Annotated in this window: 22 protein-coding genes and 1 other annotated feature; of the genes, 16 read left to right on the top strand and 6 right to left on the bottom strand. The window is 37.5% G+C overall.

What is annotated here, in order from left to right; genetic code table 11:
* Window positions 1-21 precede the first annotated feature (21 nt).
* The 3 genes from thiF to CLO1100_RS14395 form a co-directional block, all read right to left on the bottom strand.
* Window positions 22-825 carry a sulfur carrier protein ThiS adenylyltransferase ThiF gene (thiF, locus tag CLO1100_RS14405; RefSeq protein WP_014314494.1) on the bottom strand — a complete coding sequence of 268 codons (804 nt, stop codon included), beginning with the start codon at window positions 823-825 and terminating at the stop codon, window positions 22-24.
* Window positions 826-827: 2 nt separating this feature from the next.
* A complete protein-coding gene (gene thiS / locus CLO1100_RS14400) occupies window positions 828-1,025 on the bottom strand; it encodes a sulfur carrier protein ThiS (RefSeq protein ID WP_014314493.1) in 198 nt (65 codons plus the stop codon).
* 154 nt (window positions 1,026-1,179) lie between these two features.
* Window positions 1,180-2,898, bottom strand: coding sequence for a methyl-accepting chemotaxis protein (locus tag CLO1100_RS14395; RefSeq protein ID WP_014314492.1), 1,719 nt, complete (start codon window positions 2,896-2,898; stop codon window positions 1,180-1,182).
* Window positions 2,899-3,184: 286 nt separating this feature from the next.
* Between CLO1100_RS14395 and CLO1100_RS14390 the strand changes: the two genes are divergently transcribed.
* Together CLO1100_RS14390 and CLO1100_RS14385 are read left to right on the top strand one after the other, a co-directional pair.
* Entirely contained in the window at window positions 3,185-3,787 is a 603-nt protein-coding gene (locus CLO1100_RS14390; protein WP_014314491.1) for a tail fiber protein, read from the top strand.
* Between the two features lie 26 nt (window positions 3,788-3,813).
* A complete protein-coding gene (locus tag CLO1100_RS14385) occupies window positions 3,814-4,920 on the top strand; it encodes a phage tail protein (RefSeq protein WP_014314490.1) in 1,107 nt (368 codons plus the stop codon).
* 110 nt (window positions 4,921-5,030) lie between these two features.
* On the opposite strand, the gene CLO1100_RS14380 is transcribed toward CLO1100_RS14385, so the two are convergent.
* On the bottom strand, window positions 5,031-5,330 hold the full coding sequence (locus CLO1100_RS14380) for a metalloregulator ArsR/SmtB family transcription factor (protein ID WP_014314489.1): 300 nt from the start codon (window positions 5,328-5,330) through the stop codon (window positions 5,031-5,033).
* Window positions 5,331-5,507: 177 nt separating this feature from the next.
* On the opposite strand from CLO1100_RS14380, the gene CLO1100_RS14375 reads away from it, so the two are divergent.
* Together CLO1100_RS14375 and CLO1100_RS14370 are read left to right on the top strand one after the other, a co-directional pair.
* Window positions 5,508-6,497, top strand: a complete 990-nt coding sequence (locus CLO1100_RS14375) for an NADH:flavin oxidoreductase (protein ID WP_014314488.1) — start codon at window positions 5,508-5,510, stop codon at window positions 6,495-6,497.
* 39 nt (window positions 6,498-6,536) lie between these two features.
* Window positions 6,537-6,731, top strand: a complete 195-nt coding sequence (locus CLO1100_RS14370; protein WP_014314487.1) for a DUF1858 domain-containing protein — start codon at window positions 6,537-6,539, stop codon at window positions 6,729-6,731.
* An 88-nt stretch (window positions 6,732-6,819) separates the two neighbouring features.
* Here CLO1100_RS14370 and CLO1100_RS14365 read toward each other — a convergent pair whose 3' ends face one another.
* Window positions 6,820-7,875: a DUF1646 family protein gene (locus CLO1100_RS14365; protein WP_014314486.1), complete on the bottom strand. Its 1,056-nt coding sequence runs from the start codon at window positions 7,873-7,875 to the stop codon at window positions 6,820-6,822.
* Window positions 7,876-8,117: 242 nt separating this feature from the next.
* Window positions 8,118-8,172, bottom strand: a sequence feature (sodium ion sensor (DUF1646 type); this cis-regulatory element may regulate processes involved in with the transportation of sodium ions).
* Window positions 8,173-8,621: 449 nt separating this feature from the next.
* Between CLO1100_RS14365 and CLO1100_RS14360 the strand changes: the two genes are divergently transcribed.
* Together CLO1100_RS14360 and CLO1100_RS14355 are read left to right on the top strand one after the other, a co-directional pair.
* Window positions 8,622-9,140: a GyrI-like domain-containing protein gene (locus tag CLO1100_RS14360; RefSeq protein ID WP_014314485.1), complete on the top strand. Its 519-nt coding sequence runs from the start codon at window positions 8,622-8,624 to the stop codon at window positions 9,138-9,140.
* A gap of 14 nt (window positions 9,141-9,154) precedes the next feature.
* A complete protein-coding gene (locus CLO1100_RS14355) occupies window positions 9,155-9,700 on the top strand; it encodes an AAA family ATPase (RefSeq protein ID WP_014314484.1) in 546 nt (181 codons plus the stop codon).
* 461 nt (window positions 9,701-10,161) lie between these two features.
* Here the strand turns inward: CLO1100_RS14355 and CLO1100_RS14350 are convergent, their stop codons facing one another.
* Complete coding sequence (locus CLO1100_RS14350) at window positions 10,162-10,854, bottom strand: manganese catalase family protein (protein WP_014314482.1); 693 nt, start codon at window positions 10,852-10,854, stop codon at window positions 10,162-10,164.
* A gap of 157 nt (window positions 10,855-11,011) precedes the next feature.
* Here CLO1100_RS14350 and CLO1100_RS14345 point away from each other — a divergent pair, with 157 nt between their 5' ends.
* From CLO1100_RS14345 to CLO1100_RS14300, 10 genes are all read left to right on the top strand, one after another.
* Window positions 11,012-12,139 (top strand): zinc-dependent alcohol dehydrogenase, encoded by a 1,128-nt coding sequence (locus tag CLO1100_RS14345; protein ID WP_014314481.1) that lies wholly within the window; start codon window positions 11,012-11,014, stop codon window positions 12,137-12,139.
* Between the two features lie 24 nt (window positions 12,140-12,163).
* Window positions 12,164-13,006, top strand: coding sequence for an MBL fold metallo-hydrolase (locus CLO1100_RS14340; protein WP_014314480.1), 843 nt, complete (start codon window positions 12,164-12,166; stop codon window positions 13,004-13,006).
* A 60-nt stretch (window positions 13,007-13,066) separates the two neighbouring features.
* A complete protein-coding gene (locus CLO1100_RS14335) occupies window positions 13,067-14,347 on the top strand; it encodes a LysM peptidoglycan-binding domain-containing protein (protein ID WP_014314479.1) in 1,281 nt (426 codons plus the stop codon).
* Window positions 14,348-14,623: 276 nt separating this feature from the next.
* Window positions 14,624-16,633: an NAD(P)/FAD-dependent oxidoreductase gene (locus tag CLO1100_RS14330; RefSeq protein WP_014314478.1), complete on the top strand. Its 2,010-nt coding sequence runs from the start codon at window positions 14,624-14,626 to the stop codon at window positions 16,631-16,633.
* A 40-nt stretch (window positions 16,634-16,673) separates the two neighbouring features.
* On the top strand, window positions 16,674-17,582 hold the full coding sequence (locus CLO1100_RS14325) for a UbiA family prenyltransferase (protein ID WP_347455794.1): 909 nt from the start codon (window positions 16,674-16,676) through the stop codon (window positions 17,580-17,582).
* A gap of 18 nt (window positions 17,583-17,600) precedes the next feature.
* Window positions 17,601-17,996, top strand: coding sequence for a NusG domain II-containing protein (locus tag CLO1100_RS14320; RefSeq protein ID WP_014314476.1), 396 nt, complete (start codon window positions 17,601-17,603; stop codon window positions 17,994-17,996).
* A gap of 38 nt (window positions 17,997-18,034) precedes the next feature.
* Complete coding sequence (locus CLO1100_RS14315; protein ID WP_014314475.1) at window positions 18,035-18,535, top strand: Gx transporter family protein; 501 nt, start codon at window positions 18,035-18,037, stop codon at window positions 18,533-18,535.
* Between the two features lie 35 nt (window positions 18,536-18,570).
* Window positions 18,571-19,650, top strand: a complete 1,080-nt coding sequence (locus tag CLO1100_RS14310; protein ID WP_014314474.1) for a hypothetical protein — start codon at window positions 18,571-18,573, stop codon at window positions 19,648-19,650.
* 149 nt (window positions 19,651-19,799) lie between these two features.
* Window positions 19,800-20,852, top strand: a complete 1,053-nt coding sequence (locus tag CLO1100_RS14305) for an FAD:protein FMN transferase (RefSeq protein ID WP_014314473.1) — start codon at window positions 19,800-19,802, stop codon at window positions 20,850-20,852.
* 86 nt (window positions 20,853-20,938) lie between these two features.
* A complete protein-coding gene (locus CLO1100_RS14300; RefSeq protein WP_014314472.1) occupies window positions 20,939-22,168 on the top strand; it encodes an MFS transporter in 1,230 nt (409 codons plus the stop codon).
* Window positions 22,169-22,260 lie beyond the last annotated feature (92 nt).

Genomic DNA, 22,260 nt, shown 5'->3' with positions numbered 1-22,260 from the left:
TTACCTCCATATGTAGTTTATTTATACATCTTCAATCCCAAGGAGCAGCCTCAGAATCATGTTGGCCTGATGTCCGGCGCAAATCTGTACACGTGGCGCCATCAGACCATGGCCGATACCTGCTCCGTTTTCAAAGTCACCGCACAGGTAAAAACCCTTCATTCGCCTTACGGTTTTAATAATATTTGAGCTTTCATATCCTGCCATGCCGGAGGCAGCAACAATCTTACTGCCCGGAAGCCTTTCCAGAACAGTATTGACCAGCATGGACTTAGCTTCCGGTTTGTCAAAGGCTTCACAAATAATACCGTAGTCCCTGAATAGCTCACATACATTATCTTCTGTTACACGTACGGTCTGTGTTTCAACGGTTATGAAAGGGTTAATTTCCTTGAGCTGCATTTTAAGAGCAGCAGTCTTTTCCATACCCAAATGACTAATGTAATAACTTTGTCTGTTAAGATTGCTTGGCTCCACCACGTCGAAATCTACCAGAAGCAGGTGGCCAACACCAATTCTTGCAAGCATGACAGCTATGTTTGAACCCAGTCCGCCAAGCCCGGCAATGGCAACACGGCCTTCTTTCAACTTTTTATGAACATTTGGAGTATGTCGTGCCATCATCATGCTTTCAAGTTCATCCCTGTCAGGCATGCAACCCTTGGGAATAACAGCAAGGGTGTCGTTCTCGGAAAGCTGGCAATCCGTGTCTATCTGGAAGCCGTTTAAAATTACTATGTCAGTTTCCTTGCCAAATTCACGTCGCACCTCAAAAGCTGTTCTGAATTTGATATCCATTCTTTTTCCGTTTATTGTAATAATCATTTTCAGCCTCCTCCTACAAACCTTACAATTTCAAGAGTATCTCCATTATCCAGCATTACTTGGGAATAGATTGCTTTAGGAACAATCTCGCCGTTTAGTTCTACTGCAATTCTTGAAATATCATGGTTTTGGGAAACCAAAAAATCCTGCAGGCTTTGTTTAACTGTTAAATCCATATACGTTCCGTTTACCTTCATCATATTATTTCCTTTCACCAAAATTCCGAAAAAAAAAGCACAAAATGAAATTACACCCGCGGTGGTGTACCCCATTTTGTGCTTCTTTATTCAGTTATATATATTGTAATCCACATTAATTGTACTAGTCAAGTAAAAAAACACGCAGGATGTTACCTTATCGGGTTTTAAACTGTGAAATCATAGCATTTAATTCTTCCATAGACTTTAATAATGATTGTGCATTGGAAGATATTTTTTTCAGTGCCTTTGATTGCTCATGGGTTGCAACTGCATTTTCCTGACAAGTACTATTGATTTGTTCAGCTGTTCTCTCTACAATATCAATAGTTTTCACAATATTATTGCTTTCAGCTGTAATTTGTTTTGTTGCAGAGAATACCTCTAGAATTTGTATATCTACATTTTGTACCGATTGTTGTATTTCCTCGAATACCTGACTTACTTTCTGCGATTTTTCAAGGCCTTCAGTAACTTTAGCGGCACCTTTTGAAATTGCTGTAACTGCATTTTTGGTTTCTTCACGTATACTTAATACCAGGCTTCTTATTTGGCTTGCGGATACTTTACACTGTTTCGACAGCTTTTTAATCTCGTCGGCAACAACACAAAAGCCTTTGCTGCATTCGCCTGTGTGGGCAGCTTCAATTGCAGCATTAAGAGATAGGAGGTTAGTCTTGTCAGATATATCATAAATTATATCAATAATTTTACAGATTTCAGTTGACTTTTTATTAAGATTCCTTATAACGTCCTCAGTATTTGAAATAGTAGTGTCAATCTCTTTCATTTGTTTGGCTACGGCATTGACTGTAACCATCCCCCTATTTGATGCATCAGCAGATGCCCGTGCAAGCTCTGTAACATTCTGACTGCTGACTGAAATCTGGTTCAGGCCGGCAGATACTTGGGAAATGGACTCAAAAACTTCCTTGATGCTTGAAAGTTGTTTATCGGTACTTAATGCTACGTTCTGGCTTGTAAGCTCAATTTTTTCCATTACCTTTGAACTTTTCAGGGAACTTGATGTTAACTCCTTTGATAAGGGTGATAAGTGCTGAGAACTTTCGCTTATTTGCAGCATTAAAATTCTAAGCCTTTTAATCATAGAGTTAAATGCTTCTGCTAATTGGCCAAGTTTGTAATTTGATTCAATTTCTGCTCTAATTGTAAGGTCGCCGTCCGCCACTGCACGAGATACTTCTTCTAACCCGGTAATGGGCCCGGATAGAACCGTACAGGTATATAATGTCATTAAAATAATGACACCCAACGACACCGTAATGTATATTAGTAGCACATCTTTGAGATTTTTGCAGTCATCCTGACGGTTTTCACTGGCCTTAGCAACTTTCTCTTGGTTATAATTTACCAGAGTATCGGTTGCATTAAGTAAATTATCATAGGCCTGACTTGATTTGTCTACAAATAAAAGATTGATACTTTCTGTGAAATTATCCTGTTTTGTGTTATCAACAACTTTCCGGCTGGCTTTTATATAGTTTTCCCATAGTATTTTAACCTGTTCCCATTTATTAACCTGTTCAGGTAAAACAGCGGAATCTCTGCGTTCTTTTATAATTTTTTCAGTTTCTATTTCAATACTTTTCATATCCTTTTCAAACTTCTCAAAGGCCCCTTTATCAGCGTAAGTATTTTTATAAATCATAAACCTGTATTCATTGGTTCTATATTCATATCCCAAAGTTTCTATTTTGTGTGCTGCCTCTACACCTGAAAGCCACATGTTATCAAATTCAGTACCATTCTTATAAATTTGCCCGACACCTGCATATGCATATATTCCTAATCCTATCAAAATAGCTGATATAATGCCGAATGATAAAAATAGTTTAAATTTTAATGTGAGTGGCAAATTACCTACCTCCTTAAGTTTGGATATGTACGTACGCAATTTGAGCCATTAATTTAATTTATGCTATTTAACGACAAAATGTTAACATAAAGTTTCTGAGAAAACATGTCATTAATATTGAACAAAAATATTATCATTTAAAACCTATTGGTTGAACAATTGCAGACCATTACCTAAAAATGAATTTGATACTATATATTGACATGTCATTAATTATGACTTATTATTGTGTATAGAATAAAAATGAAATTAAATTTGATTCCAAAAGAAGGAGGAATGTTTGCTTATGGCAGCTACGGAGAGAATGCCTGTAGGAAGTGTTATATCATTTGCAGGAGAGATTAAATCTGAGATGGTTAACAGATTGTATAGAATGGGGTGGCTTATCTGTGATGGAAGTAAATTGAAAATTGCCGATTATCCTGATCTTTTTCAGGCTATCGGGAATGCACATGGAGGGGATAATAATTATTTTTATCTGCCTGATATGCAAAGCAAATTTATAAGAGGAGTTAATGGGGATGCGGTTAGTGAATCAGGTAAGCTACTAGACCCTGATGCAGCTCAGAGGACATTTGCTAAAACTGGTGGAAATACCGGAAATGACGTAGGTTCCTATCAGGATTTTGCAACAGGACTTCCAAAGGCTAGTTTTACTACTAATGTAACTGGTAGTCATACACACAATTTACCGCACTTGCCTGACGGCTCTCACAATGCATATGCCGGCAGTATAGGCAGGGATGGCGGAAAAGAGGCTGGTGACAATACCAGAACAGGTGAATCCGGTTCCCATTCTCATAACATTGTCGGTGGAGGAGATCCTGAAACCCGTCCAAGAAATATGAATCTGCATTTCTTAATTAAATTCAGCAAAGACAGTAAATAATTTTTATTTATATAGGAGGAAGAGATATGCCTTTAAAATTTCCCGTAGGTATTGTTATACCTTTTGCCGGACCACTTAAAGAAGACCAGTTGAAATCTTCCGGCTGGCTTCCTTGTGACGGAAGAGTGTTAGATAAAACACAATATTCAGAACTGTTTAATGTAATAGGAACAAAATATGGAGGAGATGGTATTCCTAATTTTTATATACCTGATCTTCGAGGAAGATTTGTCCGTGCAACCGATCATGGAAGAGGGTATGACCCTGATGTACAGCAACGTAAGGCGGTAAGGTCAGGAGCAGCGGCCGGAGACAATACGGGCTCGGTTCAGGATTATGCAACAGCCAAGCCAAAGAATAACTTTATAACAAACGATCAGGGTACTCATAACCACTCTGTTGACCATCTGCCGACAGACTACTGGAATGCCGCATGTGCCATAACCGATAATGAAGGTGCCAATTTCCCGGGACGTACAGCTACATCAGGAGAAGGTGGACAACATTCTCATACTATTATATCCGGCGGGGACAGCGAAACCAGACCTGCAAACCTGTATATGTATTGGATTATAAAATTCACTTCAGCTGACTATGATGAGGCTATGTTATTAGCAGCAGGGTCTATTGTCTCCTTTGCAGGAGATGCAATAAATCAGAGCAATAACCTGATTGCCAACGGCTGGCTACCATGTGTAGGCAGTTCATATGAAGTTAGTAAATATCCTGAACTTTATGAAAATATTTGCAATATATACGGAGGAGATCAGACCAATTTCAATGTACCGGATCTTAGAGGATTATTTGTACGAGGTGTAAACTCAAATACATCAGATACGTCAGGAGTACATGGATCAACCAGAGTCGGGCAAACAGAGGATTATTCAACCTCTCTTCCAAGAACCTCTAATTTTTCTTTATCAACAGACGGTGCCCATACTCACAGCGCTCCCAAACTGCCACAGGATAAATATATAGAAAATTATTGCGCAGGCCATGAAGTTGCCAATTATCCTTCAGGTCAAGTAACGGATAATAATGGAAACCATACTCATATTATCGCCGGTGGTGATTCTGAGACACGACCTGTAAATATTTATCTGGATTATATTATAAAGTCAAGCAATGTTTAAAATTTGATAAATTCAAGTTCAGAATAGTTCCTGTGTGATATTTAATTTAATATACATAAAAAAAGCATGGATTGGCATAAAATTGCCGGTTCATGCTTTTTTAACGAAAATCAAATACTCCTTATTACAGATTCCAATAACCCCGGAAATCTTGCGTCTAATTCATCATACCTAATGGACATAAACCTTTGTTTACCCTCAATCCGTACATTTATAATGCCGGATTCCCTTAAAACCTTAAAGTGATGGGAAAGGGCAGACTTGGTCAAGTCTATATTACAGCATGCACAGGTGGTTTCCTCCTGATGGGCAAGGTTTTTAATAATCTGAAGTCGGGTAGGGTCACCAAGGGCATTTAAAACAGTAGATAAACACATTTGTTCTGCTGTAGGATGAAATAATTCCCGCAAGTTTCTGTACCTCCTGTATTATTTTAATTTAATATACTATTGAATTATACCACAGGCTGTGATATATTTAAATAGTTCAATTATATTTGAACTATTTAACATAAGTAAACTTTAAATTTTAGAATATAATAATAAGTATCTTTTAAAGTTTGATAATTATGTATGGAGGTAGATATTGTGGAATTGCTGCATAAGCCGTTAAGTGTAGGAAATCTGAAACTAAGCAACAGATTGGTTATGCCGCCCATGGCTACTGCAAAGTCAGAGGATGACGGGAAAGTAAGCCGGGCTATTATTGACTACTACGATGAAAAGTCAAAGGGAGGCCATATAGGTCTTATAATTATTGAACACAGTTATATAAGCAAGGAAGGCAAAGCCAGCGCTAATCAGTTGTCCATAGCTGATGACAGTGTAATAGAGAATCTAAAGAAATTATCGGATGTAATCCACAAAAACGGCTCTAAAGCCATAATGCAGATTAATCATGCAGGAAGTGCTACGTCTGCCGAAATAACAGGAAACAGTCCTGTAGGCCCTTCTGCCGTACCACATCCGAGAAATCCGAATGTCGTTCCCGGAGAGCTTACCACGGAAGAAATAAAGAGTGTAATAAGTTCGTTTGCAAATGCTGCCAAAAGGGTTAAGGAAGCGGGCTTTGACGGTGTTGAGATACATTCAGCCCATGGTTACCTTCTGAGCCAGTTTTTATCTCCGATTAGTAATAAGCGTTCCGATGAATATGGCGGAAATGTTTTAAATAGAATAAAAATACACCTTCAGGTAATTGATGCTGTAAAAAAAGCAGTAGGAGAGGACTTTACCGTTTTTCTGAGACTTGGGGCATCCGATTATATGGAGGGTGGTACCACATTAGAGGATAGCATTATAGCAGCCAGTGAGTTTCAAAAAGCAGGCGTGGCAGCTCTGGATATTTCAGGGGGCTTTTGCGGCTACATTAAGCCGGATATAAATGAGCAGGGTTACTTCTGGCCTTTGACAAAGGCAATCAAGGAGCAGGTTTCCATTCCTGTTATACTTACCGGAGGAATTACCGAGCCGGAGTCGGCAGAACAGCTTTTAGCTGATGGAAAGGCTGATTTGATAGGAGTAGGCAGAGCAATTTTGAATGATTCTGATTGGGCTGCCCGCGCAATGGGTATATAAATTGAGATTAATAAATTAATCCCGTAAGGAGGTGATAAAATGATAACAAAGGACTGGTCAATAACTGATATAGTTGAAAAATATCCTAAAACTGCAGAAATATTGATGAACCACGGAATGCACTGTTTCGGATGTATGGCAGCAAGGTTTGAGAACATAGAACAGGGTGCCATGGCTCACGGTATAAATGTAGATGAATTAATAAAAGAACTTAATGAGGCAATAAAGGAATAATTCTAATAGGAATAGCAGGACTAAAATAAGCATAATTACCGAAGTGTTAAAATGAATTTCGGTTATTACGCTTATTTTTTTTATCTTCCTATATAAAGAATACTACTAAAAAATAAATAATAAGCAGTACCAAACCCAGAGGAAGTCCGATTTTTGCCCATTCACGACTCTTGATACCCAGTTTCCCTGCGGATATAATATTCGGAATATTGCCGGGAATAAGCATTCCACCGCTTAGCAGCAGCCCCATAAGAATCGCCTGAATCTGTTTAGTACTCATAGCAGGGCTTACCTCGGCAGCTGCAAGTGTTGCATTGTCCAGTACGGCAGAAGATATATTTATCCAGTATAAAACCATGCTGGGCAAATGAATGACATATGTGTTTATAAGGGGCTTAAACCCGGAACCCAGCAGTTCTAAAGCTATTATAAATAAAAATATTTTTATGGCACGAATAAATACTGCTTTTATGCTTTCCAGTTCCAAAACCCCTTCATTTTCGTCCTTCCAGCTATTTTCACCCACAATTTCATTTTGGTTTGCCTTATGCATCATTCTTGCAACCACAGCTCCTAGTATTGCCATAACAAGGACTCCGGGAATAACATATATACCTATGTTTCTGAAAAGATACGTAAAATCGGCTTTCAAAGAGGATACAACAATAGTTGAAAGAGGCTCTCCGATAGGAGTAAGGGCTGAACCCAAACCAATTGCAAAACAGGATATTACAGTTAGCTTTACCTTCTGACTGTGCTTGAACGGTAGGGCGTGCACTATCTCAACAAGTATCAAAGCGGCGATTATAGCTGTAATCAGACTGGAAACCAGACCTAGGACTATTATTAGCAGAAAAACAAAGATGCTTATAGGTAAACGCTCTGTGGCATATCCTACAAATTTCTTGATTTTGCCCACTGAAATCCTGAAAATAAATCCGGCCACCAGCACTGCACCGGTTATAAAATAAAGAAGATAGTTTTCGAATATATGCAGAAGTAAGCCTGTAGAGAGTGTACCTGAAATTAATGTTGCTGCAACTCCCATAACAAGCAGAAAGTACTCCAGATTATGCTCTATGGGCTTAAATACAAAGGGTAGTATCAATATTAATGCTAGTACAATCAAAAGTCCGATAATCATTTAATATCCTCCAAAAGTTCTTTTTATTTCATAAAGTTAGCTAAAACTATTACAATTCCAATTGCGGCTACAACATAGCAAATTACCATAATAAGATGCCTTTTTATATTATTCATTAGAGTCACCCCCTTTACTCAAAATGCAGCCGGGGAACTTTCAAATATTGGGAAGTAATTTATGTTACGAGAACCAGATTTTTCTAAATAAGAACGCAAAAAAGGTGGAAAACTCGTAAACATACGAGCTTCCCACCCCAGAAGCCTAAAACTCTTGAAAACGGAAATTATCCGTTCAACCGAAAAGAACTTTATTAACTTACGGTTATTATAACACGGTGAAAAAAATTGTACAATATTTATAAGTGGCTAAGGAATAAAATAATACACCATATAAAAAGAGGATGACCATAAAAAGAAATTATTCGCAGTCAAATAAATATGAAGCGAAAGAACTGCTTTAATTTATAAATAGAAACAAAATAAATAAAATATCCTTTTAAGAGATGGAAAAGCAATACATGGCTAAAGCATTTGATTTTAGAGCGATGTGGTATAATATACAGGACTAAATTTATAGGAGGAATAATATAAGACTGGCCATATTATCATTTCTTTTATTTTCAACTTTATATATTCTGATATACTATTATTTTTTGGTTAGGGAGCAGATAGTTGTTGTTGCATCCATAATAGACTGGCAAGTTTTATTATATTAAAATTATTGAAATTAAGACACTGGAGGATGTTATGGGGTTGAAAATTTCTTTTGAAGTGCAAAACTTCAAGGCAGTAAGACTAATCGGTAAGGAGATTATTGTTGGCAAGAAAAATCCTGTTCCGGAATTGTGGAATAATATGTTAAATAATGGCACAAATGAATTTCTTCAGAGCATGCCTGAGAGAGTATCTCCCAGAGGGGACACAATTGGTTGGATGGGTGATTACAATCCGAAGACTAAAGAGTTTACTTATATTGCAGGGATATTTACAAAGCCGGATACTACGGTTCCAAACGGATTTTCACATCGTGACATCCCTGACTGTCTAATAGGGATTGGCTGGATAAAAGGAAACACTTCTAATCTGGAAAAGGGGGCACATACTAAAACCGAGAAAATAATGAGAGAAAACGGGTATATGCCTGATTACTCAATCGTTGGGATTTCAATGGAATACTATTCATTCGATAATTATGCAAATATCAAAGAAGATGGTAATAATATCTTCACTTTCGGATATTTTTTGCCGTGTAAAAAAATTATTTAAAATGAGGTAAATAAATGTCTAACATTTACTTTTTCAGGGGTAAGGCCGCAACAGGGAAAACAACTATAACAGATGCCTTGAGCGATAAAATAAAGGTTTCTATATTAAGAAAAGATAATATATTTGATGTCATATCATATTACATAGATGATAATTCACTAAATAATAGCATTACTTACGACTTGTTAGCAAAAATGATCCAGACTAACATAAATAATTGTACAGATATAATTGTTGATATCGGCTTATCTAATACTGATAGTTGGAATTTGTTCTTATCAAAAATTGATTTTAAGAATTGCAGAGTATTTACTTTTTATTGTGATTGTTCTGATTTGGATGTTTGGAGGAATAGACTTAAGGATAGATTTATTAATCCGTCTCCGAATCAATATTTTAAAACCTTTGAAGAAGTTTTATCATACTATTCTAAATGTAAAATTGAATTATTAGAGGACGAATACTATCTTGATAGTTTGTTAAATTTGGAAATTATATTAAACATTGTCCTTGATCTTGTTTTATTGACCAAAAAAGGAGGTACTTATGAAAACCTTTAAGATTATCATATACGGAATATTAACCTTTATAATCGGTTTTTTATAGGTGATATTTTTAGTCAGTCAGGTGGAGGAGAATTGACATCATCGGGTTTTAATAGTGGTATTATGGCTTTAGTGTGTACTATATTGTTCCTTTGTTCAATAATAGTAATATGTACCCTTTTTATTCTAAAAGCTATAAATAGTAAAAATCCTACATAGAAAATGTATTAATAGAAAATGTATTAAAAGGAAAACAACTATGAAAAGTAAAAAAAAGCTTCTGATTGTTAGGATCATTTTATCATTCTTATTAATAATGACACTTGTATTAAAAAGGGCACATTTTATCTCAGATAATGTAAACTCAATAATAATAATTCTTATAGCACTTGCTATAATATTTGGACAAAGCAAATTTATTAAAAAATAAAGTAAAAGAGGTGCAGGGATAAATACAATCCATGCACCTCTTGTGATTAATGCTGCTGCGGCTGTTGTGGATTAGGATTTTGAAAACTTGCAGGCTGTGGGTTATCGGCATTAAAGAACTGATCTCCCGGAGTTGATAGGTTAAAGTAAAGTTTTGAATCCTTAGTGATTCCCCAGTCCTTTAATGAACCGGTATCCTGAATTTTGTTAAAGGCCTCTCTGAACATAGTGTTATGGGCTTCCTCACGGTTCAGAAGAAAATCTATGGTACGTCTTACACCTTTATCTGTTATCTGTCTGTAAAGATATTCATAAACTACCTTGGCACGTTGCTCTGCTGCAATGTTTGAAAGAATGTCAGCCGGAAGGTCTCCTGTTTCATTAACATAAGCAGCTGTCCATAACTGGCCTGAAGCATTGCTTAGCATAGGTGTAAGTCCGGTTAAAACGTGGGCTTCTATGTTGCCTACAGTGGCATTTTTTGCATCAAGAACATGACCGTTCAGTAAATTTACTGTTTGTGCAACCATTTCCATATGGCTCAATTCTTCCGAGGCGATATCCAAAAACAAGTCTTTTATCTCGGGATCTTTTATCCTGAAACTCTGTGAAAGATACTGCAACGCAGCTTTAAGTTCACCCTGAGGGCCGCCCAGCTGTTCCTGAAGCATTGCTGCATAATTAGGATTTGGACCGTCTACCTGAACATCCTGTAAAAGTGCTTTATCATGTTTAAACATAATGTTATCTCCTTTTTTAAACTATTTGGTATTAGAATTTGTAGTATTTAATAAAATATTCTACAATTATTGCATCGAATATTAATTATTCTCATAGGCAAAGATATTTTTAAATATAGTTTTCAACAACAAAAATATGCAGCTTATGGAGGATAATATGAAAGCTATTTTATATGAAGGAATAAAAAACGTTAAAGTAAGGAATGTTGGTGATCCCGAAATAAAAAACGATGACGATATAATTGTAAAAGTTACTTCTACTGCTATATGCGGCTCTGACCTTCACCTTATACATGGTATGATACCCAATATGCCGTTGGGATATATATTAGGACATGAAACTATGGGAATTGTGGAAGATGCCGGAAAAGGCGTTCAAAAGGTAAAAAAGGGAGACAGGGTTATAATCCCTTTTCCGGTTTCATGTGGACACTGTTGGTACTGTGAACATGACTTGTGGAGTCAATGCGATAATTCTAACGCAAATGGAGAGGTTGGCGGAATTTTAGGATACAGTAAGACTTACGGCGGATATGACGGAGGACAGGCTGAATACCTGAGAGTTCCCTATGGAAATGTAGGGCCTACTATTGTTCCCGAAGAATTGGCTGATGAGCAGGTGCTTTTTTTAACAGATATTTTGCCCACCTCTTATTGGGGAGTAGAAAACGGTGGAGTGAAGAAGGACGACACGGTTGTAGTGCTTGGCTGTGGGCCTGTAGGACTTCTTAGCATAAAGTGGGCGGCTTTCCATGGAGCGAAAAGAATAATTGCCGTGGATTACGTTAATTACCGTCTTGAACATGCAAAACAGTATGGAGCAGAAGTTATCAATTTTGAGGAACACGACAATACAGGCGAATATATTAAGGAAATAACTCATGGCGGAGCAGATGTGGTAATTGACTGTGTTGGAATGGATGGAAAGATGACCAAATTTGAGATGATTGAGACTGCTTTGAAACTTCAGGGAGGTTCAAAGTCTGCTATTGAAATAGCTACCCAAGCTGTAAGAAAAGGAGGAACAGTGTCCATGGTAGGTGTTTATGGTGCGAGATACAATATGTTCCCACTTGGAGATTTCTTTGCCAGAAATATTACACTCAAAATGGGTCAGTGTCCTGCACAGACTTATGTTCCGAGGATTCTGGATTTGATAAAGCAGGGTAAGTTTGACGCTACAGATATTATCACCCATAAACTCAAATTGGATGAGGGAGAACATGCCTATGAAATATTTGACAAAAAACTGGATAACTGTATTAAGGTCATATTAAAGCCCTAACTATGTGATTTGGAGGATTGAATTATGATAAATGAGATGCTCAATGGCTTGTCGAAATTAACTTCTTCCTCAGAGGAGGTTTTACCTGATATTCTGTTGCTTCATTTTACAATTGTCAGTGCTTGTATTGTAGGAGATTCGAAGGAGTGGGTATTAGTTGATACCGGGCTTGAAAACTCACATGACTTTATAATGGAAAGTACAAAAAAACGATTTGGGGTTGAAAGCCGCCCCAAGGCAATAATACTGACCCACGGGCATTTTGACCATGTTGGCTCAGTTATAAAACTTTCTGAGGACTGGGATGTCCCGGTATACGCCCATTCTCTTGAATTGCCCTACATCACAGGAAAAAAGGACTACCCCACGGCTGATTCATCGGTGGATGAAGGACTTGTAGCTAAAATGTCTCCTGCTTTTCCGCACACCAGTATTAATCTTGGCTACCGTGCAGCAGGACTTCCTCAGGATGGAAGTGTACCCGGCATGAAGGGCTGGAAATGGATTCATACTCCCGGACATACCAGAGGGCATATTTCTTTATTCCGGGAAAAGGATAGTACCCTTATTGCAGGAGATGCTTTTACCACAACAAAACAGGAATCATTTATGTCGGTGCTTACCCAGAAAGAAAAAATAAAAGGACCTCCTGCATACCTTACTACAGATTGGGATGCTGCACGAAAGTCCGTAGAGCTTATTGCGGAACTGAAGCCACATCTGGCAATACCAAGCCACGGAATGCCAATGGATGGAGAGGAGTTAAGACGGCATATGGAATACCTTGTTCAGAATTTTAATGAAATATCAGTTCCTCATCAGGGCAGGTTTGTAGATAACGGTACCCAACCGGAGAAATTACAGTAACCAATCAAATTAAACTCACATATATTGGAATTATAAATATATAAAAGTGAGTGATTTGCTTTGAGAATTCATGTTGTAAAGCCAGGTGAAAGTATATATTCGATTGCACAGCAATACAGGGTTTCACCGCAAAAAATAATATCTGATAATGAACTGACCAACCCGGGCCAGCTAGTAGTAGGACAAACTTTGGTTATACTTGAGGGAACCCGAAGGCATGTTGTGGCACCCGGAGAATCAGTTTATTCCATAGCAAGATCTTATAAAATAAGTGTCAATGAACTACTGGCAGCCAACCCTCAGATAACGGACCCCTCCAGAATACAGCCGGGGATGGTTATTACCATACCTCCGGTAACCTATGATTATGGGCCTATTGAAGTTAATGGCTATGCCTTCCCTAATATTGATATGGAAGTCTTAAGAAAGACGCTGCCAAATCTGACGTACCTGAGTATTTTTAGTTATCAGGTAAGTCCCGACGGGAATCTAAACTCTATACCCGATGAGCCTCTTATTCAGGCTGCAAGAGCCGCGCGGGTAGCTCCGCTTATGGTTGTTACAAACATAAAAGAGGGCGGAGGCTTTGATAGCGATATTGCACATTCAATACTTACAAACGAGACAGCCCAGACAAATCTTATTAATAATGTTATAAGAATTTTAAGAGAGAAGAATTATTTTGGTCTGGATATTGATTTTGAGTATATATATCCATATGACAGAGAGAGCTATAATAACTTCCTAAGAAGAATTGTAAGGACTCTAAGACCTCTTGGTTATACAATCACTACGGCACTTGCTCCTAAGATATCAGCTACTCAGCAGGGAACATTGTATGAGGCTCATGATTATCCTGTTCATGGAGCATTGGTTGACCATGTTATACTTATGACTTATGAATGGGGATTCACATACAGTGCACCGATGGCGGTATCCCCTATAACCGGGGTAAGACGTGTTCTTGATTATGCCGTAACAGTAATTCCCAGAAGAAAGATATTTATGGGAATGTCGAATTATGGGTACGACTGGACGCTGCCATATACTCCCGGAACTGCTGCAAGAACCGTCACTAATACAGGGGCAGTTGACCTTGCCAGAAGAGAAGGGGCAGAAATTCAGTATGATGAGACATCACAGGCACCTTTCTTCTATTATTATGCTGATGACGGAAGGCAGCATGTAGTCTGGTTTGAGGATGCCAGAAGCATTTTTGCCAGACTGACTTTGGCTCATGAATTTAGGCTGGGTGGAGTAAGCTACTGGACAATAAATCGCTACTTCCCACAGAATTGGTTAGTTTTAAGCTCTATTTTCAATATAAGAAAGCTCCTCTAATCTTATTGCTACCACTCCATGGTATTGAATAAAAACAGCGACCGTAGCCACAGTAAGCGAAAATGATGCGAATTGTGGCTATGGCTGCTTTTTTTTATAGTTAATTGTGCTATATACCAACGGGCTGTACGGGTGCATCCTATGTAAATATTTGGTGTGTTTACAATTTAACAATTTGATTGATTATTTATTATTCCTTTGATAGAATAGTGTAGAAATGTGTAGAAAAATGTAGAATAAAGTAGGAAAATTTGGTAAATAAAGAGGGGGAGCCAATTGAAAAGCAAAATACTAATTATTGGTGCAGGATATGCGGGAATACTCACTGCTAAGAAACTGGCTAAAAAATTTAAAAAGAATGATGATGTAAATATCACTATTATTGATAAAAATCCGTTTCATACAATGCTCACCGAACTGCATGAGGTAGCTGCAAATCGTGTTGATGAAGATAGTATTAAAATCAGCTTGAGTAAGGTGTTTGCAGGCAGAAAGGTTAATGTTGTACTGGATACCGTAGAATCCATTGATTTTGAAAATAATAAGGTTACCGGAAACTGCAGCACATATGAATATGAATACCTTGTACTGGCAGCAGGTTCAAAACCGACATATTTTGGTGTACCCGGTGCTGAGGAATTTTCCCATAAGCTCTGGTCATTCGATGATGCTGTTAATTTAAGAGAACATATTCATAACTGCTTTAGAAAGGCTGCTACAGAAACAAATCCTGAAAAGAAAAAGAGACTTCTGACTTTCCATGTTGTCGGAGCAGGCTTTACAGGAGTTGAAATGGTAGGGGAACTTGCGGAATATGTTCCTGTCCTATGTGAAAAATATGAAATAGACAGAAAAGACGTAAGTATATACAACGTTGACGTATTGACACGTACAGTTCCTAACTTGCCTGAAAAGCTTTCAAACAAGGTAGAAAACCGCTTGAAGAAAATGGGCGTTACCATGATGCTTAATAATGGTGTTGTAGGAGTCGGAGCGGACTTTATTGAAACCAAAAATGGGGACAAGGTTACAAGACATACTGCCGGAACAGTTATATGGGCGGCGGGTATCGAAAGCTCCGATATTACCAACGAGGCTGCAAAAACTCTTCAATCTGCTGCAAGAGGTCGTATAAAGCTTGATTCATACTTGCGTTCACTTGATAACGACCATGTATACGTAGTTGGAGACAATATGCTCTTTACAGCTGAAGGAGAGGAAAGACCTGTTCCGCAGATGGTAGAGAACTGTGAACAAAGTGCGGCAGTTGTAGCAAAGAATATTTACAGTGCTATTACAGGTAAAGGCGAAATGACAGCTTACAAGCCTTCCTTCCACGGAATGATGGTATGTGTAGGAGGAAGATACGGTGTAGCAAGAGTTGGATTGCCAAACTTTATGTTCAATCTGCCATCTTTTCTTGCGATGTTTGCAAAACACTTTATAAATATTATTTATTTTATACAGGTACTTGGCTGGAACAAGATATTCAGCTATATAAAACATGAATTCTTTACAATAAGAAATTGCAGAAGCTTCGTTGGGGGACATTTCTCTAACAGAACACCAAGCTTTTTGCTTGTGGCTCTGAGAGTATGGCTTGGTGCAGTTTGGCTCTTTGAAGGTATTATGAAGATAGTTGAGGGCTGGTTTAACAAGCCGCATCTGGAAGGATTCTTCGGAGGAGCTAACGGTTGGTATGACAGTATTCTCAAGGGTGTGACAGAAGGGACAAGCGGTGCAACCGGTGAAGCAGGAAAGGCCGCTGTAGAAGCAGTTTCTTCGGCTACAACTGCAGGAGGCGGGGAAGCAGTTGCAGAAGGAATCAACAAGATAGGAACAACAATAATTAACTTTGATTTCTTACACCTTTTCCGTGTTATATTTGTTAGCGGCAAGCAGCTTGCAGAGTCTGCATTAAGTGATTTTGCATTCAGACTTGATATACCGCTTATGAATACTTTTGTTTATAAAGTTATACTTGCAAATGATTCTATACAGATGTTTATGCAGATTTCAATCGTAATAGCCGAAATCTTAATAGGTCTTGCATTGATAGGAGGTTTGTTCACCACACCGGCTTCAGCAGTATCACTTATATTGCAGTTTATGTTTGTGTGTACAACTGGTTTGTATTTGGGTACTTTCTGGATGATATTTGCCGGAATTGCCGTATTAATTGGTGCCGGAAGAACCTTCGGACTTGATTATTATGTAATGCCGTTCTTGAAAAGACAGTGGAAAAAGCTCCCTGTAGTCAGAAAATGGTATATTTACAATGATTAATGTTAAATATGAAAATTAAAATGAGATGAAAAGAGGTGATATGGTGATTGGCAGATTATTGAATTATGTTGAGATAAAGACTAAGATAACCAGTACATTTGCATTTCTTATTACAATGGCTTATTTGTTCTATATAGGAAATCCTGTTAACTGGCAGCTTACGTTGATATTTTTTGCATCAATGTTCATATTTGATATGACTACTACTGCAATAAATAACTATATAGATTCAAAGACCAATCATCAATCACTTGGATTTAAAAGGAAAACTGCTCTTGCTATTATATATGTAATGCTGGGTATAAGTACGGCACTTGGTTTATATCTTGCATATCTCAGTGATGTGGTAGTACTGCTTATTGGTGCTGTATGTTTCATGTGCGGTATTCTGTACACCTTCGGGCCTATACCAATATCAAGGCAGCCTTTGGGAGAGATTTTTTCGGGATTATTTTATGGTTTACTTATACCGTTTATTCTTCTGTATATAAACCTTCCAAATGGAACCCTTTTGAATTTTAGCGTTAGTTTTACAGCAATAAATCTGCAATTGAACATTATGCCTTTAATTACAGTAGTTCTGCTTTCGATACCACCTGTATGTACTACAGCAAATATAATGCTGGCAAATAATATATGTGACCTTGAAAGGGATATTACGGTAAAGAGGTTTACACTGCCCTACTATTTGGGTAAAGGAAAAGCAGTTTATCTGTTTGCCGGGTTGTATTATCTGGTGTATCTGGATATCATACTCATGGTTGCGCTGGGCAAATTACCTTGGGTAAGTCTGTTTTTATTAATTTCGTTATATCCGGTACAGAAAAACATAAACCTGTTTTTCAAGAAGCAGGATAAAGCAACAACTTTTATTGTTTCCATAAAAAATTATGTACTTATAATGGGTTCTATATCATTGCTGATTTTTATAGGAGGATTGTTATTCTAGGGTAATTAAGGAGTTAATATGAAATTTGCTAAAAAGTCCGACATCTTAATAATATTAATAATTCTAATATCCGGAGGAGTCTTGTGGGCTGTGTATAACAGCTCCTTTTCAAAAAAACCCGCTAAAGCAGAAATATACTATAAATCACAACTGATTGAAACCGTTGATTTGTCTAAGGGTAAGGATAAAACCTTCAGCATACCCCAAAGCGACCATGTAGTATTTCATCTTACTGCCAACGGCAGGATACGTTTTGAAGATTCAGACTGTCCGGATAAGATCTGCATAAATACAGGGTGGCTTGACAAGGTGGGACAGACTGCTGCATGCCTTCCCAATGAAGTTTTTCTTAAAATAGTACCTCAAAATAATAACCGCAGTGATGATGATATAGACATGATAATAGGAAAATAGAAAGGTCAATATTGCTCATGAATAATTCAAGGAACAGTATGACAAAAACTAAACAACTGGTTCTTACTGCATTACTTTTTGCTGTTGCCTTGGTGCTTTCTGTAGTTGAGAATTCTTTTCCGCCTATATCCGCAGGAATTCCCGGTATAAAGCTTGGACTTTCAAACATTGCAGTAATGTTTGCGCTATTCTTTCTATACAAGAGGCAAGCATTTACAATTGCTGTTTTAAAGGCACTGTTCGTATTGTCTACAAGAGGACCGATAGCAGGCTTACTAAGCCTTGGCGGAGGAGTTTTATCCATAGCTGTAATGGCACTGCTGGTATTTGTTTTTAAGGATAGAGTTTCATATCTGATTCTAAGTATCTTTGGGTCAGTATCCCATAATGTGGGCCAGTTTATTATTATATCAATTCTTTATACAAACATGTATCTTTGGGTTTATCTGCCTGTGCTTTTAGTTGCAGGAGTAATCGCAGGGATAGCAACATCTACCTTACTCAGGTTTATTTTACCGGCCCTTAAAAAGCTGGTTTAAATAAAAACATACACAATTATATAGGAGGACTACTTATGAAAAAAATTATTTCGCTAGTAATGAGCTCGGTTCTGGCTGTATCACTTCTAGCCGGCTGTGGTTCATCATCCGAAACAAGTAATTCAACAAATTCCGCTACATCTACTTCTGCAAGCAGTTCTACTGCAGCTGTAAGCAGTGAAGCAAATGGAGACGCAGTTAAAACCGGACTTGCTGTTATTTCATCAATAGCAAAATCCAAAGATGCTGGAAAAGAAGATGGTCTTGGACAGGTTGATTCAACTGTTGTTGCAGTTACAGTAGATAAAGACGGTAAAATTGTTAAGTGTGCTATTGATGCGGCACAAACAAAGATTAATTTTTCAGCAGCAGGTAAACTTACTACTGACTTAAAAACTGAATTCAAATCAAAGCAGGAATTGAAAACTGAATATGGTTTAGGCAAAGCTTCTAAAATAGGTAAAGAGTGGAATGAACAAGCCGATGCTTTCGCAAAGTATGTTGTAGGTAAAACAGTTGCTGAAGTAAAGGGAATAGCTGTAAATGCAGAAGGTGTTCCATCCGATAAAGAACTTTCAGCTACAGTGTCAATACATATTGCAGACTTTACTGCTGCAATTGAAAAGGCAGTTAATAATGCGAAAGATCTTGGTGCAAAAGCCGGAGACAAGCTTGGTCTTGGTGTTACTACAAACATCAGCAAGTCAACTGATGCAGGTGAAAAAGACGGAGTAGCACAGGCTTACTCAAACTACACAGCTACAACATTTGGTGCAGATGGTAAAGTAACAAGCTGTATCATTGATGCTTCACAGTCAGATGTAAACTTCTCAAAGGCTGGAAAAATCACTTCAGACTTAAAAGCTCCTTTAAAGACTAAAATCGAACTTGGAGCAGATTACGGTCTTGCTAAGGCTTCAAAGATTAAAAAAGAATGGTTTGAACAGACTGAAGCTCTTGCAAAATATGCTGTAGGAAAGACAATTGATGAAATCAAAGGTATCGCAGTTAATGCAGAAGGAGTACCTTCACAGGCAGAATTGACTAGCTCCGTAACTATCCACATTGGTGACTACCAGGCTGTTATAGCTAAGGCAGCTGCAAATGCTAAATAATTATTGAATTAAAACAATTCATCCACAAATAATATAAATATCAATACAAATTCAATGCTTAAATTGCACGCTTTGCTAAAAAAGCGTGCGTTTAAGCTTAATTTTTGATATGAAAAAAGTGCCGAATGGCTTACGGAGGCTAATATAAAATGAAAACGTTAAAAAAACTGACAGCGATAATACTTATACTGGCATTTTCCATAAATCTTACGGCATGCGGAGAAAAAAAGAAAACCAGATATGAGGCAGAATTTCTTGTGTTGTTTGATACTGTAACAAAAATTGTTGCCTATACTGAATCCAAAGAAGAATTCACAAAGTATTCTCAGCTCATATATGATAACCTTAAAGAATATCATGAATTATATGATATATATCATGTTTATCCCGGAAAGAACAATATAAAGACTATTAATGATAATGCAGGAAAAAAGCCTGTTAAGGTAGATAAAAAAATAATAGACCTACTGCTTTTTTCAAAGGATTGGTATAAAAAAACCGACAGTAAAATGAACATTGCCTTCGGTGCTGTTTTAAAAATATGGCATGATTACCGTACGGCAGGTTTGGATAATGAAGAAAATGCCGAAATACCTCCTATGGATATATTAAAGAAAGCATTACAACATACGGATATAAATAAAGTTAAAATAGATGAAAAAAACTCTACCGTTTATCTGGAAGATCCTGAAATGAGTCTGGATGTAGGAGCTGTTGGCAAAGGATATGCAACAGAGCAGGTCAGCCGGATTGCTGAGAAAAATGGCTTTAAATCAGGACTTATAAGCGTGGGCGGAAATATACGTTCCATAGGAAACAAGGGTGTTGACGGTCAGCTGTGGAATCTTGGAATACAGAATCCTGACACAGAAAGCGAAAACTCAACCTTAAAGCTCATATATGTAGCAGATAAATCAGTAGTTTCAAGCGGAGATTATGAAAGATACTATACCGTTAACGGTAAAAGGTATCACCATATAATAGACCCCAATACACTATTTCCATCTGAATACTTTTCAGCAGTTACTATAGTCACCCATGATTCAGGCATGGCTGATGTATTATCTACTGCCATTTTCAATATGCCTTTTGAACAGGGAAACAAATTGATAGACTCTTTGCCTGATACTGAGGCACTGTGGGTTACGAAAGACGGTAAAATAAAGTATAGTAAGAATTTCGATAGATATCTAAATAAATAAGGTATCGTATTAGTCATATTTTTTGTTATAATATTTTAGTGTTAAATAATGTATAACAACTTAATATACAAGGAGGCTAGACCCCCGTGAGTAATTTAAGCAATAATTGGAACAGAAATATAGTATTATTTTTGACTAGTCAGACCATATCATTATTGGGCTCATCATTGGTTCAGTATGCCATTATATGGTATATAACCATGACTACACAGTCTGGTATAATGATGACCATATCCATTATCTGTGGCTTCGTACCGACATTTTTCCTTTCACCCTTCGCAGGCGTATGGGCAGACAGATATAACCGCAAAGTACTTATAATGGTATCTGATAGTTTAATAGCACTGGCTACGCTTATAATGGCCATTTTGTTTATGGCCGGATACGACAGTATGTGGTTGCTCTTTGTGGTCCTTGCAATAAGGGCACTGGGAACGGCAGTTCAGACACCTACGGTAGGTGCTTTTATACCTCAGATAGTACCCCAAGAAAACCTCACCAAAGTAAATGGAATAAACGGCAGTATACAAGCATTGGTTATGCTTGCATCACCAATGCTAAGCGGTGCATTAATGAGTGTAACCTCCATAAAAGTTATATTTTTCATTGACGTTGTTACTGCAATAATAGGGGTTTTGGTTCTGCTTTTATTTTTACATGTCCCTGTACATGCAAAAGCTGTGGATAAACGCTCTGGTGGCTATTTCAAGGATTTCCATGAGGGGCTTATCTATACAAAAAACCATAGATACCTTAAAACATTTTTTATATTTGTAGCATTATTTTTAATATTAGCAGCCCCGGCATCATTCCTGACACCTCTTCAGGTTACAAGGACTTTTGGAAACGATGTGTGGAGACTTACTGCAATTGAAATAGTATTTTCCGTTGGTATGAGTCTGGGCGGAATTATAATGGCGTCATGGGGAGGATTTAAAAACAAAGCCTACACCATGGCATTATCCACATTAATAACCGGCATTTGTACCATAGTTTTGGGCATAGTACCGGTATTTTGGATATATCTGTTTTTTATGGGAGCAATAGGTTTATCAATGCCTGCTTTTAATATTCCTTCTACTGTTCTGCTGCAGGAAAAGGTTGAAGAGGAGTACATGGGCAGGGTATTTGGAGTTATGTCCATGATAACCAGCTCTATGATGCCTGCAGGTATGCTTGTGTTTGGCCCTCTGGCGGATTATATAAGAATAGAGTGGCTGCTGAGGATTACAGGATTATTTATTGTGTTTATCGGAATTGCACTATATTTGAACAAGGTTCTTTTAGAAGCGGGAAAACCCAGTACACAGGTATAAATCAACAATTGAGTATAGGGCTTGTAAGCCCAAATATTACTTACAAGCCCCAACATAAACAGATATACTACCTAGTTTTGTGATAGAGAATT

It is taken from the genome of Clostridium sp. BNL1100 (assembly GCF_000244875.1).
GTDB lineage: Bacteria > Bacillota > Clostridia > Acetivibrionales > DSM-1351 > Ruminiclostridium.
Note: the sequence above shows the minus strand (reverse complement) of the source record. Positions and strands in the feature narration are given on the sequence as shown.

What these genes read in the sequence shown, in the direction of transcription:
- CLO1100_RS14370 (WP_014314487.1), top strand. Translation starts at nt 6,537, where the DNA reads ATGATAACAAAGGACTGGTCAATAACTGATATAGTTGAAAAATATCCT.
- CLO1100_RS14385 (WP_014314490.1), top strand. Translation starts at nt 3,814, where the DNA reads ATGCCTTTAAAATTTCCCGTAGGTATTGTTATACCTTTTGCCGGACCA.
- CLO1100_RS14345 (WP_014314481.1), top strand. Translation starts at nt 11,012, where the DNA reads ATGAAAGCTATTTTATATGAAGGAATAAAAAACGTTAAAGTAAGGAAT.
- CLO1100_RS14360 (WP_014314485.1), top strand. Translation starts at nt 8,622, where the DNA reads ATGGGGTTGAAAATTTCTTTTGAAGTGCAAAACTTCAAGGCAGTAAGA.
- CLO1100_RS14340 (WP_014314480.1), top strand. Translation starts at nt 12,164, where the DNA reads ATGATAAATGAGATGCTCAATGGCTTGTCGAAATTAACTTCTTCCTCA.
- thiF (WP_014314494.1), bottom strand. Translation starts at nt 825, where the DNA reads ATGATTATTACAATAAACGGAAAAAGAATGGATATCAAATTCAGAACA.
- CLO1100_RS14355 (WP_014314484.1), top strand. Translation starts at nt 9,155, where the DNA reads ATGTCTAACATTTACTTTTTCAGGGGTAAGGCCGCAACAGGGAAAACA.
- CLO1100_RS14390 (WP_014314491.1), top strand. Translation starts at nt 3,185, where the DNA reads ATGGCAGCTACGGAGAGAATGCCTGTAGGAAGTGTTATATCATTTGCA.
- CLO1100_RS14305 (WP_014314473.1), top strand. Translation starts at nt 19,800, where the DNA reads ATGAAAACGTTAAAAAAACTGACAGCGATAATACTTATACTGGCATTT.
- CLO1100_RS14320 (WP_014314476.1), top strand. Translation starts at nt 17,601, where the DNA reads ATGAAATTTGCTAAAAAGTCCGACATCTTAATAATATTAATAATTCTA.
- thiS (WP_014314493.1), bottom strand. Translation starts at nt 1,025, where the DNA reads ATGATGAAGGTAAACGGAACGTATATGGATTTAACAGTTAAACAAAGC.
- CLO1100_RS14310 (WP_014314474.1), top strand. Translation starts at nt 18,571, where the DNA reads ATGAAAAAAATTATTTCGCTAGTAATGAGCTCGGTTCTGGCTGTATCA.
- CLO1100_RS14325 (WP_347455794.1), top strand. Translation starts at nt 16,674, where the DNA reads ATGGTGATTGGCAGATTATTGAATTATGTTGAGATAAAGACTAAGATA.
- CLO1100_RS14315 (WP_014314475.1), top strand. Translation starts at nt 18,035, where the DNA reads ATGACAAAAACTAAACAACTGGTTCTTACTGCATTACTTTTTGCTGTT.
- CLO1100_RS14365 (WP_014314486.1), bottom strand. Translation starts at nt 7,875, where the DNA reads ATGATTATCGGACTTTTGATTGTACTAGCATTAATATTGATACTACCC.
- CLO1100_RS14350 (WP_014314482.1), bottom strand. Translation starts at nt 10,854, where the DNA reads ATGTTTAAACATGATAAAGCACTTTTACAGGATGTTCAGGTAGACGGT.